Raw genomic sequence first — 22,641 nt, forward strand, 5'->3', positions numbered from 1 at the left:
TACGCTTCGTTTGAATATAGGTCATATCAGCGGTCCATTTTTGATTTAAACCAGTGGTCGAGAAATCCTGCTTAAGCAAGTTGGGACGCTGTTCAACCTTGGTTTTGGAAGCCGAAGCCGCTTTCCATTTATTGACGGTAACGGAGTGGATATCCAGTTCCTTCATGAGCCGGGAAATCCGTCTTGGGCTGCACCGACGCTGCAGTGGTTGAAGTTCCAGATTCAATTCATGGTGGATCTTCATAACGCCGTATCGCTGCTTGAATTCCGCAAAGATCCGCAGAATCCGTTGTTTTAAGTCCTCATCTTCGGCCCGGCGTTTTGAAGGCTTTGGGGATCGATAACGATAATACTGAGCTCTGGAAACACCGAGGATTCGGCACATCTTAGTTACCTGGTGGTGATGGCTTTCTTGGTGAATGTAATCAAAAATATTGGTTACTTCTGCGCAAGGAAGCCCAGGGCTTTTTTTAGGATTTCGTTCTCCTCAGACAGGGAAGCCAGCCGCTTTTCCATCGCTTTAATTTCGTCTGGCGATTTACCGGATTGAGTTTTGGCTTGGCCCTGGATCCACTTATGAACGGTTGAATAGCCAATGCCATATTCTCTGGCCAGTTGGGCGGCTGATTCGCCTTGTTTATATAGGTTGATGATGTTTTGTTTGAATTCTTTGTCGTAACGAGTTGGCATGTAAAAATTCCTTCCTTTTGAGAGACGATTTATTCATTATACCCTCTCTTAAAAGTTGTCTCAGGAATCAGCTTACATCCATATCCTTAACCTCAGAAGTCTTAAACTTCGATAGGTCAAGACTCTGTAAATCACTTGATTGCTGGAACATCTGTGCCATACTAGTCACACTAGACGTGTCAAAGTTGGATAAATTGATACTTTGGATACCTTTCATCTCTGCGAACATAGCAGTCATATCTGCCACATGACTCGTATTAAGGTTAGAAATATCAAGTGTCGAATATGGTTGGACATACTTATTGAACATGTAGGCCATCGTTTCGACATTACTTGTGTCAAAGTTAAAAATTGATTGAGTATCAATACCAGAAGAATGTGCGTTGTAAAACATTCCCGTCATATTAGTCGTTTTCTGAGTATTTGGCTTAGTTGCATCCATATCATCAAGATCTAATCCCGAGAATAAATAACTCGCATCTTTCCCCACGACAACAGGACCGTTAAGCTGCAATTTCAGCCGCGAATTTGGATCAGAAAGCTGATAGTTATTCCAGTCCAGTCCCTTCCAATCCGTAATTTTCCCCTTAGCATCCGCTGTAACTCCGGTATCAGCCAAGGTTCCGGGACCAATCGTCAAGGTATCAGTCGTCGTATCTATCGACCATTTACTAGTCCCAAGCGTCCCTGAAGTATGGTCGTTAACTGCGGCGACTGGAACTGCCGGTGCCGCCATCCTAAGACGATAGGTCGCTGGTTGCGCTTGGCTAGCTGCTTTAATCCTTGCCATGGATTTAACAACTACTGGTTGTGCTGCACCTTTAACAGCTGAGCTGGCTTCTGATACTGCTTGAGAACTGCCAACCTGGCTTAGAGCGCCTGTCTGAGACTGCTCAGATTTAGCTTCACTACCGGCCTGACTTGCATTGACCACGCTACTAGCAGAAGTTCCCGTTTCAGAAGCTGGCTGACTAACTGCTTTCACCGCACTGGCTTGTGATTCGTGGGTTGGCGCTGCTGAAGAGCCTGTTGCACTTACCACTGATTGTGCCGCGCTACTCCCCCCACTAGTGGGGCCAGTCGTGACCTTCGTATTTACACTAGCAGTCACATGGTCAGTAGGGGACACTGTATCCGCTTGAACGATTTGATTATTGATCTGCCAAGTCAGTAATGCGGCCCCCGCCATTAACCAGAAACGACCAGTTACTTTCCCCGCGCGAACCTCGGTCAATTGACCATTTTTTACCATCTTCAACCCAACCCACTCCTCCAGTAATATAATTTGTTAATTAACTTTACATAACTACATCAATAGTGTACGCCATTCTCTATCTGGATGAAAGCGGTAAAATAATTGTTTCACGACAACATTTATATAAAATATATTCCTCAAAGAATCACCCTATTAATCCAAAAAAGTAGCTCCTCAGAATTAGTATTCCAAGGAACTACTTTATTTATCGTTTTAATTATCTTGATGATTCTTTTTTTCTTTAAACAACCACGGTAATCCCAAGCTAGACAACGCTAGAACGATTAGGCCAATAATCGATACACGCTTATTCATCTGCTCACCAGTTTGTGGTAGGGCACCAGTCGCTTTAGTTTTTAGCGTCGGCTTAATTGGTTGTAACGATTTTAAATGATCAGTCGCTACTGACAACTTCTCAGTCGGCTTAGCTGCCACGTTTTTAGGCAAAGCTTCAACGTCCTTTTTAACAGTCGTCTGCTGAGTTGTCTCGGTTGCCATATTTTCTGGCACTTCAGGGTCCTGCTTCTCAGTCGTCTCTTCATCCGGCTGTTTAGTTGTCGTTTGACCAGAATTGTCATCTGGAAGGTTACCAGGTTTATTATCACCCTGATTCAAGTCGCCGTCTGGAAGATTACCGGGGTCCTTATCGCCCTGATTCTGGTTGCCATCCGGAAGGTTACCGGGTTCCTTATCGCCGTTGTCCCCATTTTCGTCTGGAACTTCCACCGTACCATTACCACCATCGTCTGGATCAGTCTTAGCTTCGACGATGACCTGCGTTTGCGCCGTATGCACTTTCCCTAACTGGTCCGTAAATTGATACGTGACCACGTAGCTTCCCGGCATGTTCAAATTAGCGGAACTATCAACTTGAATGGCACTAGGTTGGACCGTGGTGCCGTCGCTATCCGTCACTGGTTGCAGGTTAGCCAGTGCGTTCCACTGATCACCAACGGTTAAATGCACCACTGCATCTTTGACTGTTAAATTAGCTTGGTTGGCTAAAACGGTCACCGCCGTGGTCGCCGTATGCAGTTTATTTTGTTGATCCGTAAACCGATACGTGACTAGGTAGTGCCCCGGCCGTGTCAAATCAACGTTGCTACTAATAGTTACTTGACTGGAATCAACCGAACTGCCGTCAACGTCTTTGACGGACTCAAGGTTATCACTTGCTTGCCAAGTGTCCCCCGCATAAATCGTCACGGCGTCCTTCTTAGCCGCCAAACTAGCTTGGCTAGCTTTAACCGTAACGACTACAGTGTCCTCGTGAGTCGTACCAAATAGGTCCACGAACTGGTAAGTGATGGAATAATCGCCCGGTTTTTCAGTATTGACCATACCGTCAACTTGAATGGCCTGTGCCCAATCCGTCACGTTAATTTGTTGATTATCCGAATCAACGACGGACTGCACGTTGCTTAACGGTTCCCACGAATCGCCTTCGTATAACGTAACCTGGTTAGTTTTTAATTGGAGGTTAGCATGATTTTCACCGGCCGTTATCGTAATTAACGCCGCCTGTTCATGGGTGCCATGACCGTCGTTAAAACGATACTTAATCTGATAATCGCCTGGTCGATCAAGGTTCGTGACGGTTTGACCCTTAGCATCCGTCATTAATACTGCCACCCGTGATACTGGATTTCCGAGATCGTCCACGGCCCGATCCACCAATGTCCGTGGATCCCAATGATCATCCGTTGAAAAGCGACCCGCGTTCTGCTTAAGCGTTAACCCGTTTACAACGACGTGAACTGTCTTCGTCACCAGCGTCCCGAATTGATCCGTGAACTGGTAAGTAATGGCATAAGTCCCGGGAATTTGATTATCCGCCATACCACTGACGGTAACCTTGTTGAAATCAACAACACTCCCGTCCGCATCAACGACGCCCTGCAAGTTATCCGTTGCCTGCCAATTTTCACCTAATTGAACAACCGAATCATGCGCATCAACCGCCGCTTGGTTGGCAGCAATTCTTAATTTTACGGGACCAGAAGTTTGCGAAGAAAGCCCATTACCAGTGTAACTGTACGTGATCTCGTAATTTCCAGCCACTCTAGGATCAATCTTATCAACAATTGTATTGGTGTCCGTATTACGCAACGTTATCGTTAATTGACCAAGTTCCAACGTATTCCCATTGTCATCAACCGCTTTTACAAAACTATCCTCAGGTGACCAGGTTGTAACGGGACTAGCAATCAGGTCAACATCTTGCCCAACAATATTTTGCCAAATCCACGTCCCGGTGGTTGCCTGGTCGCTACTGTAGCGTGCTGTTAGCTCCTGAGCTGTTAACCGTTCACCAGTCTCCATATTGACCCACCGTCCCGTTAAACCGCCGGCAGCTGGCAAATTAGCGGAGAAAAAGGCATCCTTTAATTCTTGAATACTATTGAATCCAAGTTGGCCAATCATTGGTTCTAAAGGTCCATCTAAATCTTGCTGGTCCCCAAGATCGATAATATCACTAGCGAGATTTGCTGGATGGTCAACACTTAAACGCATATCTTTTCCTAAGATTAAGACTCGCGGCTTAGTTTCCACAAGATTATATCGATCTGAAAGGTATTTAGGGGCATTAAAAAGTCCAAATATCCGCCACATTCCAGTGTCATCACTATTTTCTAAAAACGAGTAAGGCAATTGGATATTCTGCAGATTAAACGATGATAAATCTAGCTTTTGTAAGGCCCCATCATTGACAAACATCTGACTCATATTGCTGACACGACTCGTGTCAAAGCTATGGAGGTCGAGCTCAGTTATTTGACTGGCGCCCTTGAACATGCTGCCCATATCCGTGACCTGACCCGTCTTAAACGTGGTGAGATTCAGATTGGTCAGCGCCGCCATATCCATAAACATCTGGGACATATTAACGACGTGGCTCGTGTCAAAGTTCTGGAGATCGAGGGCAGACAATTGACTGACGCCCTTGAACATACTGCTCATATCCGTCGCTTGACCCGTCTTGAATCCATCACTCCAATTCAGATTGGTCAACGCTGCCATATCCATAAACATCTGGGACATATTAACGACGCGGCTCGTGTCAAAGTTCTGGAGATTGGGGGCAGATAATTGACTGACACCCTTGAACATACTGCTCATATCCGCGACTTGACCCGTCTTAAACGTGGCGAGATTCAGATTGGTCAACGCCGCCATATCCATAAACATTTGGGACATATCAACCACACGGCTCGTATCAAAGTTCGTTAAGTCCAAGTTCGGTAGTTGGGCATCGCCAGCGAACATTCCAGCCATGTTTGTCACTGTCGCTGTATCAAACAAGCTCGAAAATTTTAAGCTTTTGAGTTGTTTAATATCCGCAAACATTCGTGACATGTTGGTCACATGACTCGTCTTGAAGTTAGAAAAATCCAACGTGACGTCTTTTGGCTGATCAGCATAAGAATCAATGCCTTCGAACATGGAAGACATATCGGTCACATTTGTTTTATCTAATTCATTAATATGGTCGTCAACAACCCCATCACTCTTTGCAAACATGGCAGACATATTAGTGACCTTATTCGTATCCATTTTCTTTGGCCACTTAATTGTCACATCTCCGTGTGCCTCTCCATTAACGCCATAAAACATCCCCGCCATATTCGTCACGTTACTCGTGTCAAATGAAGAAATGTCTAACGCATTTAAGCACAAATCACCACCAAACATATTTGACATATCCGTGACTTTCGCTGTATTAAAATTAGATAAATCAATAGACTGGTGACCAAGAGTATTGTAATAAAACATCGAAGCCATCGAAGTCACGTTACTCGTGTCGAATCCTGATAAATCCAAAGTCTCTACCCTATGGCATCGATCAAACATATGGGCCATTGTTGTTACTTTTGAAGTGTCAAACCCTGGCAACATTAGCTCAGTTATATCTTCCGCATCATAAAACATGTAAGACATGTCCGTCACGTGACTTGTGTCAAAGCCCATTAATTCAAACCAATCATAGGCTCCCCAAAAATTATCAAACATATGAGCCATCGTCGTTACTTTTGAAGTATTCAGCGGTAAATACAACCTTCTATCATGGTGCTTAATCGAATGTGCGAACATCCCCGTCATATTGGTCGTCTTATCCGTGACAAGATTGCTAGTATCACCCGCTTTATCAATATCAATTCCGACCTTACTGTCATTATCGAGAGTTAAATACGAAAAGGCGTAGCTAGCATCAGCATCCATGATGACTGGCCCATCCAATCGTAAAAGTGGCCGTTCTGTCCCCTCAGGCGCTTTATAATTATGCCAATCTAGGGCACCCCAATCAGTGACCTCATTCGTAGTAGCATCCACTTTTACGCCCGTATCCGTAACCGTTCCGGCCCCAATGTGTAGAACGTTGTTTGTCGTATCAAGCGTCCATTTACTCGTTCCCCAAGTTCCCGAAGTATGGTCATTAACCACAGCACTTTCTACTTGCGTGTCGTAGCGGCTAGACGATAAGCCCTAGCTTGGATTTTGCTTTCAACAGTTTTTACCTCGTCGGTCGTGGGTGCTGATTCAACAACATCTTTTGGCTTGTCTGGTTGTTCAGCCGGAGAGGTGAGTTTTGAATCTTCTGGGGCAGCCGTCGGAGCCGGAGCTGGTTTCGGTTCTGGCGTTGGTGCCGGTTCATCTGATTGCTTCTGTACCGGCTTTGGCAGGTCTTCTTCCGGTGTTGACCCAGCTGGCTGCTTAGTTGTCTCATCCTTGCCAGTATTTGACTGTAGCACCACTTGGTTAGGCGCTTGCGAGGTCGGCCCTGCGACTTTATCCGAAGTATTAGTCGAATCCACATTTTTTTGCACACTAATTGCCGCATTGTCCTCTGGTGCAGGCGTTGTATCCGCTTGGACAACCTGATTGTTGATTTGCCACGTCAGCAGCGCGGCCCCCGTCATCAGCCAAAAACGTCCCGTCGTTTTCCCCGAAACAACTTCAGATCGGTAATTCCCTTTTATTTTCAACGTCATCTCTCCTCCAGCAGTATAATTTATTAGTTAACTTTATATAATCATATCAACAGTTTACCCCATTATCCACACTTGTGAAAGCGTTAACTAAAAAACTAGCCGCCGAAAGTCGAATGGCTTTCAGTAGCTAGTTTTAACTAATCCATACTATTTCAATGTCACCGTTGCAACATCGCTTGACGCCGTCACAGGCCCCGCCGCCGCAACTTCTAACTGGTCCACAAGGTCCATGTTGGTCACGACGACAATGACGGTCGTGCTCTTACCGGCCGCTTTAACCGCAGCTAAGTCCATTTGAACCAATGGCTGACCCGCAGTCACCTGATCACCGACTTTGACCTGAACGTCGAAGGGCGCGCCCTTCAGCTCCACTGTATCTAACCCTAGGTGCAGCATCAGTTCCAAGCCGTCCTTAGTCGTCAACATCACGGCGTGCTTAGTATCCGCAATGGTCTTGATTTCACCATCAGCGGGGGCCGTAATCGTACCGTCCGTGGGATCAATGGCAAAGCCGTCGCCCATCATCTTTTGTGAAAAGACCGGGTCGGCAACCGCCGTAATGGGCATCAACTGGCCACTCGCAACGGCGTTTAACGCCACCGCCGTCTTCTTTTTCTTAAATCCAAACAAATGATCAACTCCTAATTAAAATGTTTTCGAATCGCGTCACGCGACAAGACTAATTGCTCGATATGATGGTCATAATCATTCGCTATAAACGTGTAGTACAGCAAGTCGATCACGTACAACTGGGCCATCAATGAAGTCGTCGCCGCGGCGCGCGCAGTCTGGCCTTCCTCACTGTCATCGTTAACGAGGACAATCGTCGCTAGTTTCCCCAGCGTACTACCAGCGTTCCGGGTCAAAACAATGATTGGAACGCCCATCGAATGAGCTAACCGCGCTAATTCCAAACTTTCGGCCTTTTCTCCCGAATTGGAAACCAAGAACAGGACGGCCGTTTTACGTTGCGTGGTTAACCCAACCGCTAACAAGTGCGTATCTTGTGAATGAATAACCGCCTTACCAACGCGAATAAACTTCTGTTCAAAGTCCGTCGCCGCCACGTTAGAAGCACCCAGACCATAAACATACACGTTATCCTTTTCAGCAATCAGCTGACTGGCTTGCACCAGACTAGTGTCGTCTAAACTGGCATTCGTTTCTTCAATGGTATGCGTAATTCGCAGTGCCAGTTTTGATTTAACGGCGGTTAGGTCATCGCGTGGATTGATTTCATCGTATAAACTCTGATCAACGTTACACTCCGCCGACAAGCGTAATTTCAACGCGGGGTAGCCGCCATCTGGAATCAACGTTTTCCCAAACCGGGCGACCGTCGCAGTGCTGACATCCGCAGCTGCGGCGAGCTCGGCGGTGCTCATCTGGATCACGGCGTGCGTGTGATTCAGAATATAGCGGCCAATTTTCTGTTCAGCATTCGAAAAACTGGCTAGTTTCTCGTGAATGGTAAATAAAACACTAGTCATCTAAATTCCTCCTAAATCTCACACGCAACGTTTAAGCTTAAGCAGCGATTGCGTGACCTTCTTTATCCTTTGGCATTCTAGCACTGGCTGGTACCCCAAAGAAGTACGTCGCGACAAAGCCACCTGCGTACGCAGCGAGTAAGCCTAAAACGTAGCCCATCCAGTGACCATTATTAATTAATGGAATCAAAGCGACCCCGGAAGGTCCAATGGCAATGGCACCAATGTTGCCTAAACCACCGATAACGGCACCACCAATCCCACCACCGATACATGCGGTAATGAATGGCCGGCCGAGTGGTAAAGTCACCCCGTAAATTAACGGTTCACCAATACCTAGAATTCCAACGGGTAACGCCCCTTTAATCATGTTTGTTAATTGATGATTATTCCGACAACGAATCCAAAGTGCTACGGCAGCACCGACTTGACCAGCACCCGCCATTGCTAAGATTGGCAGTAATGGGGTCATACCTAATTTGTTGATCATTTCGATATGAATTGGCGTCAAAATTTGGTGCAACCCAAACATAACCATCGGTAAGAAGAATAGGCCTAAAATGAAACCGGAGAAGGCCCCACCAACGTTCAAGACCCATTCAACGCCGCCAACTAATCCGGTTGAAATGACCCCAGCAATTGGCATAACGATAAAGATTGTGAAGACCCCAACAACTAGTAACGCAATCGTTGGCGTCACAATAATATCAATTGAATCTGGAATTACCTTGTGTAACCATTTTTCAACAATTGAGAGCACCCAAACGGCGAAGATCACACCAATGATCCCACCTTGACCAGCTGATAAAGCTTGGCCGTTAAAGATGTTGTGGATTGGTGCTTGTGGGGTAACCCCAGTCAGCATAGTGACCGCACCGATGACCCCACCTAAACCAGCGGTAGCGCCAAAGACGGTCGCACTGTTGATTCCAACGTAGATGACTAAGTAGGTAAATAACCCACTGTTAATGACTTTCAAAACACTAATAAAGTCGACCCAGCTTTTACCAATATCGCCGGCAACCAGCATGTTTGACAGGATCGCAGCGATCCCGGAAATTAAACCAGCCCCAACGAACACTGGAATTAATGGAATGAAAATACTAGAAATTGCACTTAAAATTTTGCGCATTGGGGTCTGTTTAATTTTTGCCTTCTGTTCAGCGTGAACTTGCTTGGCCTTGGCTTCGACCATTTCCTTGTCGCGTTGGTGTTCCGACTTTTCGTCACCACTACTCTGCGCCGTAAAGGTACTTGGGTCTGGGAACGGTTCGCCTAAACCAACACCGACTTCTTTGACCATTTCATCGGCGACTTTATCAACGGTCCCGGGCCCGACGATGACTTGGAGCGTGTCTTCTTGGACAACGCCCATGACGCCGTCAATTGCCTTTAAACCGTCCATATCAACCAGTGATTCGTCCCGAATCGTCATCCGCACCCGGGTCATACAATGAATCAACTTTTCGATGTTTTGTGGGCCGCCAACGTGATCATAAATCGCGTGGGCAATCCGTACATATTTATCTTCAGCCATGGTAAATCCCCTCCTATTTCACTGCTTGGCGAACAAATCCCTTTGCCCGTTTCAAGCGTTTTGCGGCTTCATCTTTACGCATATCCGTTAATACCATTACGATGGCGAGTTTGACGTCTTGGTCAGCTTCAGAAAAAGCTTTTTCCGCCGTCGCTTGAGAACAATCCGTTGCTTGCACGATGATTCGTTTGGCCCGTTCAATGAGCTTTTCATTGGTCGGTTTAACGTCCACCATGAGATTCTTATAGACCTTACCGATTCCGACCATCGAGACCGTCGAGAGCATGTTTAAAATCAATTTTTGTGCCGTACCAGACTTCAGTCGAGTCGACCCGGTCAAAACTTCGGGACCAACGTCCACTTCAATGGCCGTCTCAGCGTGCGCACTGATTACCGCGGACGTGTTGCAAGACAGGCTCACCGTGGCCGCCCCAATCTGCTTGGCATAGTCGAGACCACCCACAACGTAAGGAGTCCGGCCACTCGCCGCGATGCCAACAACCGTATCATGCGCCGTTAATTTCAACGCCTCTAAGTCTTTTTGGCCCAGTTCAACGGAATCTTCGGCACCTTCAACCGCGACCGTCATGGCGGACATACCGCCGGCAATTAGGCCTTGGACCATTTCAGGATCGGTTCCGAAGGTCGGCACACATTCGGCGGCATCCAAAACACCCAAGCGCCCACTAGTTCCGGCGCCCATATAAATCAACCGGCCACCCGCTTGAAAGTTTTTGACGATCACTTTTACAGCGCTTTCAATTTGTGGTAGCACCTTTTCAATCGCCACGGGGACCTTTTGATCCTCCTGATTCATCAGGCTCAAAACTTCTTTAACGGATAACGTGTCGAGCGCCATCGTCTTTTGATTCCGCGTTTCCGTCGTTAAATTCTCTAAATTCAATTGCCATCGTCCTCCTTAATAAACTGAACCGCCTGTCCACTACCAATTCCCGGTAACAGCGCTAGATCAGCCTCGGCGACCTGGCCCACGACGTTAACGGCTTCGTTAGCAGAAAGCGCCGTCTTTACGATTTGCAGCTCACCCACGTAACGACCATAACGATCGTTGTCGATCGTAACGGCACCAACCGGACGCGCAACCGTGTTTGCGGGAGCTAACTGGTGAATCTGCTGACGACCTTCAACCAACCGGACCACGTCGCGTGCGACGTCCGGACGATTGTGCCAAACGGGACCTACTAACGCAGCGGTTGTCGTGTGAACGGATAATTGCAAAATATGATCGTTAAAATACCGTTTAAATTGGCCACACCGCGCGGGACTCAAGACCGAATCCCCAACGTACACTTTGTCGACGGCTAGGTGCCGTTGCATATTCAACGTTGCGGCTAGTGGTTGGGCTTGACGGTCGGCTTCTAGCGTTGGTAAACCGGCATGGAGCGGTCCCCGTAAATCGGTGTCCCCCGCGACAAACGCCATCGTGGTAAACCCTTGCGACTTTAACCACTGATTTTTGGCCAAGACCCACTCAGCATCTAACCCCGTTTCCGGTCGCGGATAGTAGTTATGCCAAGCTTCCAAGTGGTCAAAGTCCGCGTTTGCGGCCGTTAAGGCTTGAACGTCTGCGGGACTGATCGTGCTAGCGTTTAACGCGATTGGCATCTGCCGAGATAGGCGGGCAATTGCGGCCATTTCTAAGCCATCGTCAATCCGTAGAGCTGTCAAACCAAGTTTAGTTAGGGCAGCGGTGTCATTAATATCAATACCCATCCGCTGCATGCCGGCAGCCGATACGTCCGCTGTCAGTTGTAAATTCAACTCGTGGCAGGCCTGCCCCAACGCACGCACCCGCGTCAAATACTGTTGCGGGTCATCTTCAGGAATATGCATCGACGTGAAGACGCCGGTAAAACCCGCTTCTTTCATCTTTTGCATCTGTGCGAGCCGCGCCGCGGTTAACGGCTGATTCAAGTACACAGAAAAACCTAACATTCCTTATTCGCCTCCGTTTTGTTAACGCTTACATTTATATTTTAAATATAGCATCGTTGTAATTAAATTACAATATACTGTTTAATTTTATTGAATTAATGTAATTATATTTCTTTTATAGAATTAATTTTCAAGCAAACCTAGAGTGCTTTTTAAAACGCTTCATACTGTTAATTGCCAATAAAACGTCATTTATATTCTAACCACCGCGCCGATATTGAACCGGTGAGACACCCGTTTTTTTCTTGAAGATCCGGCTAAAATAATGCGCGTCTTCATAGCCAACCTTGTTCGCAATGGCCATAACCGTATACTGCAACGTCGGGATTGCCAAGAGCTCCTGCGCCCGTTTAATGCGATAATCAATCAAATATTCAGAAAAAGTTTGGCCATAAGTCTGTTTTAATTGCTTGCTTAAATAAGTTTCGCTGACAAACAATCGACTAGCGACTTGATTAAGCGACAACCCCTTTTCAAAATAGTGAGCTTCAATATAGGCTTTGACATTGGCCGCAAGATCGTCTACTTGGGGCGGACAAGTGTGTTCAGTCGATAGTTTTGCTCCAAACGTACCCATTAACTTTTGTAAGTCAGAACGGGGAATCGGTTTTAATAAATAATCCAAAACTTTCAACTTAATCGCTCGGCGTGCAAAGTCAAAATCGTCAAAACCACTGATAATCACGATCATCGTTTTAGGATACCGTTGATTAATAAGCTCGATTAAATCTAACCCGTTAATATCCCCCAAATTAATATCGACTAATGCGGCCGTGACTTCAGCCTGCTCAAAGTAGTCCAAAGCCGCATGACCGTCAGCAGCCGTCGCAATTTCGTCAAAAGGTGAATCAATCGTCTTAAGATAGTGTGCTAGTCCCCGTCGTAAAGCATTTTCATCGTCAACAATCAATAGTCGTCGCATGAGATGCATCCCCTTCTAATAATGGTATTTCAATTTGAACCACCGTTTGGGTTGCCGTACTACTGAATTGTAGCTGGGCTTGCCCGCTGTAAAACAATTTCATTCGGTGACGAACGTTATAAATACCATAACTATTTTTTCCCGCTTGATAAGTTCCAGAATTAAGTTCTGATAAGACTTCCGGTGCAATTGGAATGCCATTGTTGGCCACACTTATCCGTAGCCGCTGTTCCGTCAATAACCGGGCTGCAATCCGAACTTTACCGTGCGCTGAAGAACTTCTCCGAATCCCATGGTTAATTGCATTTTCAACAATTGGTTGCAAAATAAAGTGCAACACCGGTAGCGCCATCAGCTCTTCTGGAACGTCGTACTGAACTTCTTCAAGCTGGGGGAACCGCACGGATTGAATTTTAACGTAGCTTTGAACATGTGCAAGTTCATTACGTAAAGTCGTTACTTCCTGACCATGGTTCAACCCTTTCCGGAAAAACTGACTCAGATTTTCAACCATGTCAACGGCCGCGTCCGTATCGCCCCCTAGAATCTGCCACTGAATCGTATCCAGCGTATTGTATAAAAAGTGGGGTTGAATTTGCGCTTGTAGAACTTGGATAGAAGCTTCACGGTACTTATTTTCGTTTTCGTAAACTTTGACCAGCATCCCATTAAAGGTCTCCGCCAACGTTTTAATCTCTTTAGGTCCATTGATTGTTGCCCGAGCGTCGCGCTTGCCGTCCTGAATTTCTTCCATAATCTGGGTTAAATCAATGATTGGATGGACGATTTGATGAAGTAACATAAAGAGCAACAGGCCGAGCAGACTAATCACCACGAATGCAATAAATAATAAGAGTCGCAACAGCTGCTGCGTACTCTCCCGTAGACCCCGTTTTTGGACAATATAATTGATTTTCCAGCGTGGGAGCATCGTCAACCTAGTTGTTAAAAGCAGTTCTTTTTGCGGATTAATCTGCGGTGAATCCGTATCGCCACCGAGCAACATGCCCGTTCCGTCATAAATCGACAGATTATGTGCTAACGCCTCTACTTTAGCTAGGGGCACCGCTGCGGCAATGTAAGCCGTGTGATCAGCTAGTGGCTTCGCCAGTCGGTAAAAGATAATTACGATGGATTGGTGGTCTTCCTTGGAGGTAAGTAAGTTGCTGACCGTATACCGGCGCTCAGGATGCTGTTGCATTTCCTGATAGTAGTTCCGATGAACGACCGAAAAATCTGGAAACTGATCAGAATGGGAAATACCATCCTTCGTCACTAAGCGGATTGAAACGTAATTGTTATGGTCAAAGTTAGTAACGGCGTGGACTTCTTTAAACAACTGCTGCTGCGTATAGTGGCGTTGCTTGGGAAGATTGGCCAACAATCTCAATTCTGCTAATCGTTCACTAAACCATCCGTCAATCTGATTTGCACGGTCATCGACCATTTTTTGCGTTATAGACGTATTTAGTGGCATCACATTACGCGTCATTTCTAACCGCATCCCCGCGTAAATCATGCCAATCAAGGTCACTGAAATCACCAAAAATAACCCGACCACTTGGTTTTTTATTGAATGCATTTTGCGACCTCCTCCTTTTTGTACATTATTTCACGAATAGAATTGAAATGTCCACCTAATGTCAAAAAAATCCAACGTCAAACCGGCTTATTCCCGATATACTCTAGTCAATACTTATCATCTAAGGAGGAACGGGGAAATGAAGAAACGACTCTGGGGCATTTTATTATTGTTTTCAGCAATTTTTCTACTCACTGCTTGCTCAAGTGCCAACAAGACCCAAACGGTCGAAGGGACTGGTGGTGGGAAGCATGGTGACATCAAAGTTTCCGTCAAATTTAAGGGTAATACGATTGAGAATATCAAGGTATTACACCAAAACGAAAATAAGGTGCTTGCCAAACCTGTTTACAGCCAATTAAAAGATACGATTGTCGCTAAAAACTCAACCAAGGTTGACGTTGTCAGTGGCTCAACCGCAACTAGTAACGGTTATATCGCTGCCGTTAAAGACGCCGTCAAAAAGGCCGGCATCACTTTGAAGGCGGTCAAGGTTAAAAACACCGCTACCGAATCCAAGCTTAAAAAGACAAACAACTATGACATCGTGGTTGTCGGCTCTGGTGGTGCTGGATTCAGTGCTGCCATTGAAGCTAAAGAAGCTGGCAAAAAGGTTGCTATCATTGAAAAGATGCCGGCTGTTGGTGGGAACACCTTAATTTCCGGTGGTGAAATGAACGCGCCTGGTAACTGGGTTCAAAAGAAATTAGGCATTAAAGGCGATTCTCCTGAAAAGTTCTACAAGGATACCATGAAGGGTGGCGACTATCTTGGAACACCAAAGATGGTCCATACCTTAGCAAATAATGCCTTAGGATCAGCTGAATGGTTACGTGATGACATTCACGTTAAGTTCTTAGATGATCAACTATTCCAGTTTGGTGGGACTAGTTATAAGCGCGCACTCATCCCTAAAGGGCAATCTGGGCAAGAATTAGTGACTAAATTAGATACTAAAGCCCGGTCCTTGGACATTCCGATTTACGTGAATACCAAGGCCAAATCATTAATTAAGAAGAATGGTCGCGTTGTCGGCGTTAAAGCACGCTATCAAGGTAAAGAAAACGTCACTTTTAACGCTAAGAAGGCCGTTATTTTAACAACCGGTGGCTTCGGATCAAACGTTAAGATGCGTGAGAAATACAATTCCCAATACGGTCCTAAATACAAATCAACTGATACTGCCGGCACAACTGGTGACGGTATCGTGATGGCACAAAAGGCCGGCGCCAAGTTGACCCATATGAAGTATATCCAAACGTATCCAATCTCCAATCCTAAGACTGGTATGATCTCACTCCTTGCAGATACTCGTTTTGATGGCGCAATCTTAGTCAATCAAAAAGGGAACCGTTTTGTTGAAGAATTGGAACGTCGTGATGTGATCTCCAAGGCTATCCTCAAACAACCTGGTAGCTACACTTACCAGATTTGGAACGATAAAATTGATGGTATTTCTAAGACCAAGGCTGCTCACAAGGCAGAGTACAATGAATTAATTAAAGAACACTTGCTTTATAAAGCAGATACGATCGATGAACTTGCCAAAGACGTTAACATGGATCCAACCGCACTCAAGGCAACAATCAAGAAAGTTAACCACTTCGCTAAAACTGGTAAGGATACCGATTTCCATCACCGCTCACGGATGGTCTCCCTAGCTAAAGGCCCTTACTACATTGAAAAGGCCGTTCCATCTGTCCATCACACCATGGGTGGCGTTGTGATCAACGATAAAACTGAAGTCTTGAACAAAGATGGTAAGGCAATTCCTGGGTTATACGCCGCTGGTGAATTAACCGGTGTTATCCAAGGTTCAAACCGTCTGGGTGGCAATGCCATTGCGGATATCATTACATTTGGCCGCATTGCTGGTAAAACCACTGGGAAACTTTAATTTCAGCCCACACTAACCTAAAAAAACGCTGTCTAAGACGAATGTCCTAGGCAGCGTTTTGATTACAATTTAGCTTAAATCAAGTTTACTCAAATCAAGCTCTTTTTTGACAGTCTTCTTAGGCTTTTCCAAGCCATTATTCTTAATTACGTCTTGGTACCAGTAGAACGACTTCTTCGGGTAACGTTTCATCGTCCCCTTACCCTGATCATCAAGATCAACGTAAATAAAGCCGTAACGTTTGCTCATTTCACCGGTCGAAGCACTCACAAGGTCAATACAACCCCATGGTGTGTAACCCATCACGTCGACCCCGTCATCAATCGCGCCAGCTAATGCCTGAACGTGTTGCTTCAAGTAGTCAATCCGGTAATCATCTTCGACATAATGATTCTTATCTGGCTTATCGATCGCGCCCAGACCATTTTCGACAACAAATAGTGGCTTCTGATAACGATCGTAGAGTTGATCCAACGCAATCCGCAAACCGGTTGGGTCAATTTGCCAACCCCAATCGCTGGCCTTTAGGAACGGGTTCTTCACGCCGCCCATTAAGTTACCAGCAACGGTCTCGGTGTTTTTGCCGGTCGTTTCAACGGCTGTAGACATGTAATAACTGAAGCCGATGTAATCGACTGGGTATTGCTTCAATAAGGCCAAATCGCCATCAGTCGTCTCCAAGTCTTCAAACTTCAAGCCGTATTCAGCTAATAGTCGCTTCGTGTACGCTGGGTAGGCGCCCCGAACTTGGACGTCGGCACAGAAGAAGTTTAGGTCCTGGTTATGGTGCAAGTTCGCCAATTGGTTCACTGGGTTCGCATCGTAACTATAGCTCGTTGCGTAAAGAATCATACAACCAACTTGAATGTCAGAACGTAATTCGTGCGCAATTTTAACGGCTTCAGCGCTAGCAACGAACTGGTTATGCCAAGCTTGGAAAACATTCTTCTTATCATTGGCGCCAGTTGATGGAATCAATCCTTGACCCATAACAGGAAAATGAGCGGCACTATTAATTTCGTTGAAAGTCATCCAATACTTGACTCTGTCAGCGTACCGGGTCAAAACGGTCCGGGCAAAGTTTCCGTAAAATTCAATCAAGTAGTGGTTCTTCCAACCACCGTAGCGTTTAGCCAAGTTTAATGGTAATTCGTAGTGTGAAATTGTAATTACTGGTTCGATGTGATGGTCCAAACATTCGTTGATTACATCATCGTAAAACTTCAAACCAGCTTCGTTAGGACGTGGTTCGTCACCGTTAGGGAAGATCCGAGACCACGCAATTGAGAAACGGTAGCATTTAAAGCCCATTTCAGCAAAGAGCGCGATGTCTTCCTTATAATGATGATAAAAATCGATTCCTTCATGGTTCGGATAAGTGTATTTATTTTCGTCAATGGTCCAATCAAAGTCGGGTTGACTGACGATTTTAAAGCGATCTTTACCGCCAGGAAGTGCGTCGGCGATTGATAAACCGCGGCCGCCTTCCTCGTAGCCACCTTCTAGTTGATTAGCGGCAGTAGCGCCGCCCCATAAAAAGCCTTCTGGAAATTTTGACATCTAATCAGCACCCTTTCTGGCCTATCACCGATAATGACAGCCCTTACATTACAGTATAGTCAATTTAGGTTATCAATATCAACTTGCTTTGCTTGCCAAAACCCATAGAAATATTCTATGGGTAATATTTACAATGGCTTTTCTTCAAAAATATATTTATGCCAATCAATAGTTCATTATGAATAAGATTATACTAAGTTCAGTAAAACTTACTTACTAGGCCCCATGTACTCAATTATTTTGATTTTCATTGAATCAGTTTTTTAATGCTTCGTGTTAAAATAATACTTATATATAACTAACTTAGTTCTAGAAAGGACCCCTTATGACATACAAAAATATTCTCTTCGATGTCGACAACACACTGATCGATTCTGCATCCATTGCATCTACCGTCCTACACAGTATCACCACTGAATACGGTTATGATGTCCCTACCTCAACACTACGGGAACTAGTAGGTATTCCCACAGATAAAATTTTAAAGCGCTTAAACTTGGATCACGTTGAAGAAATCACTAGAAAGTTTACCACCGCAATTGGCGCACACAAGGATGAATTGACCTTCTTTACTGGTATTCAACCCTTACTATCAAAATTGGAAGCTGCCGGCTTAAACACGGGAATTGTTACTTCTCGCACTGCTGCAGAAGTTGATAGTGATCTCGGTGCATTTCCAGAAATCACATCTTCTAACATAATTGTTACTGCTGATAAAACTACAGAGCATAAGCCTCACGGGGCACCCTTAGAATACGCAATTAATCAGTATCATTTAGTAAAAGCTGAAACAATTTATGTCGGTGATACCATCTACGATATGCAGGCTGCTCAAGATGCTCAGATGGACTTTGCCAGTGCAACCTGGGGTGCTCTTCCTACTACAGACTTCTCCACTGCAACACTTCAGCCAAAGACGCCCAACGATTTACTCTCAATGTTAACTGAATAGACCTATTCAATTCTGACCATAACTTGAAGTAGGTAAAATTCCATACAATTCAAAGCGCCCCATAATTGTTAGAGAGAGTCTAACAATTATGGGGCGCTTCGTATTTATCGACAATTTGTTACATAATCTATCTACAAACTATGTTCATGGGTCATCGACTTGGGATTGGTTTGCCCATAATAAGCGTTATTGCCATGTTTCCGATAATAATGCTTATCTAGAAGATACTGTGGTACGGACACATCTTCATGCCCTGAAAGTTGCATTGTATGATAGCTCATTTCTGCAACTACTTCTAATACCTTAGCATTATAAACCGCCTTATCCGGGGTAGCTCCCCAAGTAAACGGGCCATGATCTTGAACCAATACTCCCGGCACAGCTTCAGTATCTAACTGGCGTTTTTCGAAAGTATCCACTATAACACGACCAGTATTTCCTTCGTAATCTTCTTCGATTTGCTCCTTACTCAGGCCTGGCGTAACAGGTACGGGGCCATAAAAGGTATCTGCATGGGTCGTCCCACAAGCGGGAATATCCATACCCGCTTGTGCAAAGGAAACAGCCCACGGCGAGTGCGTATGAACAATCCCACCAATATCCGGAAATTGGCGATACAAAATGGCATGAGTTGGCGTATCACTAGAGGGATTCAATTTTCCTTCTATAATTTTGCCATCCAAATCAACAACGACCATATCCTCTGGGCGGAGTTTATCGTAAGCTACACCACTAGGCTTAATGACAAACAGCCCTTTATTGCGGTCGATACCGCTTACATTTCCCCACGTAAAAGTTACTAAATTGAGTTTAGGCAACTGCATATTGGCTTCATAAACTTCCTGTTTCAACTGTTCAAGCACTGAAATCCACACTCTTTTCTGCTTTTTTAAAAGCATCATCAATAAATGCTTTTGCACGCTTAATTTCATCTACAGGATTGTCACTATTTTCGCTCCACATTTCAATCATGTAAGGGCCCCGATATCCAAGACCTTTCAACATTCGTAAATCACCTACAAAATCTACAGTACCTTCACCAAACGGAACATTTTTAAATTTTCCAGGAAAATCGTCTCGTACCGGTAGTGTATCCTTCAGATGCACCGCAGCGATATTATCAATACCGTGTTCTAATTCATATCCAACGTTATTTTCCGGCCATGCCGTCAAATTACCGATATCAGGATATGCCTGTAACCAAGGACTATGAATTAGTGATTTCAAATGTTGTACTTTTGAAATTGAATTGATAAATGGATCATCCATAATCTCAATTGATAACATCACTTCATACTTTTCGGCCATTTGAACACATTTTTCCAAGTTTTCAATAAACAGTTGCCGAGTAAGTGTCGATTTATCTTCATAATAAACATCATAGCCGGCTAATTGTATATTACGAATGCCCAGTTTAGAAGCTAAACGGATAGCGCTCTGCATTATTTCTAAAGCATGTTCCCGTGTTGCAGCTGAATGGGACCCGAGTGGGAATCGCCGATGACCGCTTAAACACATCGATAACAGAGGAATATCATTTTTTATCATATCCCGATGAACTTCTTCAATTTGTTCATCTGTCCATTCTAATCGTGCTAACCGTTCGTCACTTTCATCAATTGAGATTTCAACGAAATCAAAACCTAAAGACTTGGCTAACGCTAACTTCTGATTCCAATCCATTTGATGCGGTAAAGCTTTTTCATAGATTCCTAACATTTAACTCAGCCCCAATACTTCGTAATTTCATCACGTAAAGCTTTAGCAGCAGCATGTGGATCATCCGCACCAGTAATGGCACGACCAGCGATAAACGTAAAGACTGGTACATCCTTGAAAAGCTTCAACGTATCAACAGTTAATCCACCAGTAACAGATACTTTAAATCCCATATCAATTAACTTTTTAACAACTGATAAATCCTTTTCACCCCAGACTTCACCTGCTAACAAGGCATCCCGGCTTTGATGGTAAACAGCCTGATCAATACCAATTTCACGCCATTGTTTTGCTTGTTCCCAAGTCCAGTCACCATACAATTCAACTTGTAAGTCCTTTAATTCTTTTTTTGCCGCCTTCATAGTTGGGATGGTAGCACAGCAAATCATTGTCATCCAATTGGCACCTGCATCAGCACTGTGTTTTGCAACAGTCCCACCTGCGTCTGCACATTTCGTATCAGAAACAACGATTTTTTCTGGAAACATGTGCCGCAAACAGCGAACTGCCTTAACACCCTCTTGCAGTTGTAAAATAGTCCCAGCTTCAACTACATCGACTTCAGGGCCTGCCTGCTTAACAATTCCTAATGCATCTTCAAGTGAATCTTGATCTAAAGCAATCTGTAAATTTGGACGTGTCATAACTCACAATCTCCTAACTTCTATTCAATATTAATATCAATATTTAAATCGTCATTGACATCTTCTGCTTTTGTTGACTCTTTAATCTTTGGTTTGAGCAACGAAAGCGTGATTCCTGTAATGCAAGCACCAATTAATAAGGCAGCCAAGTAAAGGAATGGATTACTTGCGACTGGAATTGTAAATATCCCACCTGAGAGCAATGGAACCGTTACGCCCCATGATAAAATTAATCCATCGGCAATCCCTGATCCCAACACCACTGACGGTATGACTCGTACAGGGTCTGCAAAGGCAAACGGTAACGCACCTTCAGTAACTTGGCACATGGACATAATAATCGCGGCCTTAGCATTTTCCCGATCGGCTTGCGTATACTTCTTACGTGCAAAAACTAATACAGATAATGCAATTCCCAGTGGCGGTGCCATGGCAGCAACGTTCTTACCGGCTGCTGGGCCCCAAACACCTGATGATGCAAATGCAGTAACAATAGCAAATGAAATTTTATTAACTGGACCACCCATATCAAACCCGGTCATACTACCAAGTAAGAAACCAAGTACAAATCTAGATGCATGATTCATGCCCATGAAGAATTTAACAGCAGATGTCGTCAATGCTGCCAACGGAGGACCAATGACATACATAACTAATAAGCTCTCAATAATACCACCAAGTAATGGAATAATAACTAATGGAATCATTGATTTTACTGTCTTAGGTACCTTCCAACTGTTACACCATAAAACTAGTATCCCTGAAGTAATCCCAACGATAATACCGCCTAAGAAACTGGCATTAACAACCGTTGACAAATATCCACCTAATAGACCTGGTGCAATTGCTGACTTACCAGCAATTGAGTATCCAATCCCGGCAGCTAGCACCGCAATCATAATTGAAAATCCAGCATTACCTGCTTGTAGCAAATAATATGCGACTGATCCTTTTACATCTGTACCCCCTATAATGCGGGCAATGGCTGTACAGAATCCGGACATGATGATAAGAGGAATCATGTAAGACAATCCGCTTAAAAAATGGCGCTTTAAGTTCTCAATTTTAAATATATCCCGATACATTCCGTATCACCCCTTAAGTTTATGACGGACTATCAAATGCTATTTGGCAACTTGAAGTTTCTTCTGAATAGTACGTAATAAGCTTTCTGGAGTTTGAATTGCAGTATTAGTTGGCACCTTAACAACGGACTTCCCTTTAAAGCGATCCTCACCAGTAATTGCTACATCGGCTGCAATAATGACAATATCTGCATCCTTAATTTCTTCTTCAGTTAATTGATTTTCCATCCCGGCACTACCTTGAGTTTCGATGTGGGCTTCCATCCCTAACTTTTCAGCAGTATTAACGAGCTTTTCCCGAGCCATATAGGTATGTGCAATACCAACAGTACATGCAGTAACTCCAACAATTTTTAACATA

The 22,641-nt window shown here is 44.7% G+C and carries 20 protein-coding genes; 2 read left to right on the top strand and 18 right to left on the bottom strand.

The genetic code is table 11. The annotated features are described in order from the left end of the window. The 12 genes from AAA939_RS12305 to AAA939_RS12360 all read right to left on the bottom strand — a co-directional run. Positions 1–385: IS3 family transposase (locus tag AAA939_RS12305; protein ID WP_237763461.1), on the bottom strand; the 385-nt coding region annotated here is incomplete at its 3' end. A 53-nt stretch (positions 386–438) separates the two neighbouring features. Beyond that, a complete protein-coding gene (locus tag AAA939_RS12310; protein ID WP_002816285.1) occupies positions 439–690 on the bottom strand; it encodes an IS3 family transposase in 252 nt (83 codons plus the stop codon). A gap of 67 nt (positions 691–757) precedes the next feature. Then, positions 758–1,942, bottom strand: a complete 1,185-nt coding sequence (locus AAA939_RS12315; protein ID WP_338230906.1) for a BspA family leucine-rich repeat surface protein — start codon at positions 1,940–1,942, stop codon at positions 758–760. 216 nt (positions 1,943–2,158) lie between these two features. Then, positions 2,159–6,388 carry a BspA family leucine-rich repeat surface protein gene (locus AAA939_RS12320; protein WP_338207743.1) on the bottom strand — a complete coding sequence of 1,410 codons (4,230 nt, stop codon included), beginning with the start codon at positions 6,386–6,388 and terminating at the stop codon, positions 2,159–2,161. An 8-nt stretch (positions 6,389–6,396) separates the two neighbouring features. Then, complete coding sequence (locus AAA939_RS12325) at positions 6,397–6,930, bottom strand: hypothetical protein (protein ID WP_338207742.1); 534 nt, start codon at positions 6,928–6,930, stop codon at positions 6,397–6,399. Between the two features lie 153 nt (positions 6,931–7,083). Further along, on the bottom strand, positions 7,084–7,566 hold the full coding sequence (locus AAA939_RS12330) for a PTS sugar transporter subunit IIA (RefSeq protein WP_338207741.1): 483 nt from the start codon (positions 7,564–7,566) through the stop codon (positions 7,084–7,086). An 11-nt stretch (positions 7,567–7,577) separates the two neighbouring features. Beyond that, positions 7,578–8,426, bottom strand: coding sequence for a MurR/RpiR family transcriptional regulator (locus tag AAA939_RS12335; RefSeq protein WP_338207740.1), 849 nt, complete (start codon positions 8,424–8,426; stop codon positions 7,578–7,580). A gap of 37 nt (positions 8,427–8,463) precedes the next feature. Continuing rightward, the gene (locus AAA939_RS12340) at positions 8,464–9,963 is read right to left on the bottom strand and encodes a PTS transporter subunit EIIC (protein ID WP_338207739.1); all 1,500 of its coding nucleotides are present in this window, start codon (positions 9,961–9,963) and stop codon (positions 8,464–8,466) included. A gap of 13 nt (positions 9,964–9,976) precedes the next feature. After that, positions 9,977–10,867, bottom strand: coding sequence for an N-acetylmuramic acid 6-phosphate etherase (murQ, locus tag AAA939_RS12345; RefSeq protein WP_338207738.1), 891 nt, complete (start codon positions 10,865–10,867; stop codon positions 9,977–9,979). After that, positions 10,864–11,919: a DUF871 domain-containing protein gene (locus tag AAA939_RS12350; protein WP_338207737.1), complete on the bottom strand. Its 1,056-nt coding sequence runs from the start codon at positions 11,917–11,919 to the stop codon at positions 10,864–10,866. Before AAA939_RS12350 ends, murQ begins: the two co-directional genes overlap by 4 nt. A gap of 199 nt (positions 11,920–12,118) precedes the next feature. After that, the gene (locus AAA939_RS12355) at positions 12,119–12,841 is read right to left on the bottom strand and encodes a response regulator transcription factor (protein ID WP_338230905.1); all 723 of its coding nucleotides are present in this window, start codon (positions 12,839–12,841) and stop codon (positions 12,119–12,121) included. Then, positions 12,819–14,423: a sensor histidine kinase gene (locus tag AAA939_RS12360; protein ID WP_338207735.1), complete on the bottom strand. Its 1,605-nt coding sequence runs from the start codon at positions 14,421–14,423 to the stop codon at positions 12,819–12,821. Before AAA939_RS12360 ends, AAA939_RS12355 begins: the two co-directional genes overlap by 23 nt. Before the next feature lie 139 nt (positions 14,424–14,562). Between AAA939_RS12360 and AAA939_RS12365 the strand changes: the two genes are divergently transcribed. Continuing rightward, positions 14,563–16,320, top strand: a complete 1,758-nt coding sequence (locus tag AAA939_RS12365; protein WP_338207734.1) for a flavocytochrome c — start codon at positions 14,563–14,565, stop codon at positions 16,318–16,320. A gap of 69 nt (positions 16,321–16,389) precedes the next feature. On the opposite strand, the gene AAA939_RS12370 is transcribed toward AAA939_RS12365, so the two are convergent. Next, complete coding sequence (locus tag AAA939_RS12370) at positions 16,390–17,880, bottom strand: glycoside hydrolase family 1 protein (protein ID WP_338207733.1); 1,491 nt, start codon at positions 17,878–17,880, stop codon at positions 16,390–16,392. Positions 17,881–18,205: 325 nt separating this feature from the next. Between AAA939_RS12370 and AAA939_RS12375 the strand changes: the two genes are divergently transcribed. Next, complete coding sequence (locus AAA939_RS12375; protein WP_338207732.1) at positions 18,206–18,832, top strand: HAD family hydrolase; 627 nt, start codon at positions 18,206–18,208, stop codon at positions 18,830–18,832. 131 nt (positions 18,833–18,963) lie between these two features. Here AAA939_RS12375 and AAA939_RS12380 read toward each other — a convergent pair whose 3' ends face one another. From AAA939_RS12380 to AAA939_RS12400, 5 genes are read right to left on the bottom strand one after another with little or no spacing between them, the layout of a single operon-like run. Continuing rightward, the gene (locus AAA939_RS12380; RefSeq protein WP_338225871.1) at positions 18,964–19,695 is read right to left on the bottom strand and encodes an L-ribulose-5-phosphate 4-epimerase; all 732 of its coding nucleotides are present in this window, start codon (positions 19,693–19,695) and stop codon (positions 18,964–18,966) included. After that, entirely contained in the window at positions 19,688–20,551 is an 864-nt protein-coding gene (locus AAA939_RS12385; protein WP_338207731.1) for an L-ribulose-5-phosphate 3-epimerase, read from the bottom strand. The genes AAA939_RS12380 and AAA939_RS12385 overlap by 8 nt, the downstream gene beginning before the upstream one ends. 5 nt (positions 20,552–20,556) lie before the next feature. Further along, entirely contained in the window at positions 20,557–21,195 is a 639-nt protein-coding gene (locus tag AAA939_RS12390; protein ID WP_338207730.1) for a 3-keto-L-gulonate-6-phosphate decarboxylase UlaD, read from the bottom strand. A 20-nt stretch (positions 21,196–21,215) separates the two neighbouring features. Then, on the bottom strand, positions 21,216–22,280 hold the full coding sequence (locus AAA939_RS12395; protein WP_338207729.1) for a PTS fructose transporter subunit IIC: 1,065 nt from the start codon (positions 22,278–22,280) through the stop codon (positions 21,216–21,218). Between the two features lie 39 nt (positions 22,281–22,319). Then, positions 22,320–22,640 carry a PTS fructose transporter subunit IIB gene (locus AAA939_RS12400; RefSeq protein ID WP_338207728.1) on the bottom strand — a complete coding sequence of 107 codons (321 nt, stop codon included), beginning with the start codon at positions 22,638–22,640 and terminating at the stop codon, positions 22,320–22,322. Position 22,641 lies beyond the last annotated feature (1 nt).

The organism is Lactiplantibacillus paraxiangfangensis, assembly GCF_036246185.1.
In the GTDB taxonomy this organism is placed as follows: domain Bacteria; phylum Bacillota; class Bacilli; order Lactobacillales; family Lactobacillaceae; genus Lactiplantibacillus; species Lactiplantibacillus paraxiangfangensis.

What these genes read in the sequence shown, in the direction of transcription:
- AAA939_RS12400 (WP_338207728.1), bottom strand. Translation starts at nt 22,640, where the DNA reads ATGTTAAAAATTGTTGGAGTTACTGCATGTACTGTTGGTATTGCACAT.
- AAA939_RS12310 (WP_002816285.1), bottom strand. Translation starts at nt 690, where the DNA reads ATGCCAACTCGTTACGACAAAGAATTCAAACAAAACATCATCAACCTA.
- AAA939_RS12385 (WP_338207731.1), bottom strand. Translation starts at nt 20,551, where the DNA reads ATGTTAGGAATCTATGAAAAAGCTTTACCGCATCAAATGGATTGGAAT.
- AAA939_RS12355 (WP_338230905.1), bottom strand. Translation starts at nt 12,841, where the DNA reads ATGCGACGACTATTGATTGTTGACGATGAAAATGCTTTACGACGGGGA.
- AAA939_RS12315 (WP_338230906.1), bottom strand. Translation starts at nt 1,942, where the DNA reads ATGGTAAAAAATGGTCAATTGACCGAGGTTCGCGCGGGGAAAGTAACT.
- AAA939_RS12360 (WP_338207735.1), bottom strand. Translation starts at nt 14,423, where the DNA reads ATGCATTCAATAAAAAACCAAGTGGTCGGGTTATTTTTGGTGATTTCA.
- AAA939_RS12370 (WP_338207733.1), bottom strand. Translation starts at nt 17,880, where the DNA reads ATGTCAAAATTTCCAGAAGGCTTTTTATGGGGCGGCGCTACTGCCGCT.
- AAA939_RS12390 (WP_338207730.1), bottom strand. Translation starts at nt 21,195, where the DNA reads ATGACACGTCCAAATTTACAGATTGCTTTAGATCAAGATTCACTTGAA.
- AAA939_RS12335 (WP_338207740.1), bottom strand. Translation starts at nt 8,426, where the DNA reads ATGACTAGTGTTTTATTTACCATTCACGAGAAACTAGCCAGTTTTTCG.
- AAA939_RS12350 (WP_338207737.1), bottom strand. Translation starts at nt 11,919, where the DNA reads ATGTTAGGTTTTTCTGTGTACTTGAATCAGCCGTTAACCGCGGCGCGG.
- AAA939_RS12375 (WP_338207732.1), top strand. Translation starts at nt 18,206, where the DNA reads ATGACATACAAAAATATTCTCTTCGATGTCGACAACACACTGATCGAT.
- AAA939_RS12365 (WP_338207734.1), top strand. Translation starts at nt 14,563, where the DNA reads ATGAAGAAACGACTCTGGGGCATTTTATTATTGTTTTCAGCAATTTTT.
- AAA939_RS12395 (WP_338207729.1), bottom strand. Translation starts at nt 22,280, where the DNA reads ATGTATCGGGATATATTTAAAATTGAGAACTTAAAGCGCCATTTTTTA.
- AAA939_RS12340 (WP_338207739.1), bottom strand. Translation starts at nt 9,963, where the DNA reads ATGGCTGAAGATAAATATGTACGGATTGCCCACGCGATTTATGATCAC.